1 protein-coding gene is annotated in these 432 nt (G+C 75.5%); it reads left to right on the top strand.

Going from position 1 to position 432, the window contains the following annotated elements; genetic code table 11:
* Nucleotides 1-284 (top strand): hypothetical protein (locus C7C46_RS33665; protein WP_220040757.1); only part of this gene is annotated, 284 nt, incomplete at its 5' end.
* Nucleotides 285-432 lie beyond the last annotated feature (148 nt).

Here is a 432-nt window from a genome sequence, read left to right as displayed (position 1 = left end):
CCCGACTGGCGCTCGGCGTGGCCGCCGGCCGGGAACGCGCCGACGCGCTCTTCGGCCTGGGCGGCCAGCGTCCGCTCGGTCGGGTGATGCTGCAACTCGGTGTCCGGCTGGCCCAGATGGCCGGCGTGCGGGCCGCCAAGCGGATCGTCGCCAAGGTCGTCCCCGGCGCGGCCATCGTGCTCGGCACCTGGGCCAACTCGTCGGCCACGAAGGACCTGGCGCAGCGATCCCGGGCGCTCTACCGCTCCCGCGGCGCCGCCGTCCCGGAGCCCCGCCAACCCTGACGGTCTGCCGCGCGACGGTCAGTTGGCCAGGCCGGAGGCACGCCAGGTCACCTCGGCGATCCGGCCCTGGCCGGTGGCGTTGGGGTGGAACCAGTCCAGCGGGTTGAGCAGGTCCAGGGTGAACCGGACCTTGTGCACCGCGCCGCCG

Source organism: Streptomyces tateyamensis, assembly GCF_003205575.1.
In the GTDB taxonomy this organism is placed as follows: Bacteria; Actinomycetota; Actinomycetes; order Streptomycetales; family Streptomycetaceae; genus Kitasatospora; species Kitasatospora tateyamensis.
The sequence above is the reverse complement of the archived record's forward strand: the minus strand, read 5'-3'. Positions and strand labels throughout refer to the sequence as shown.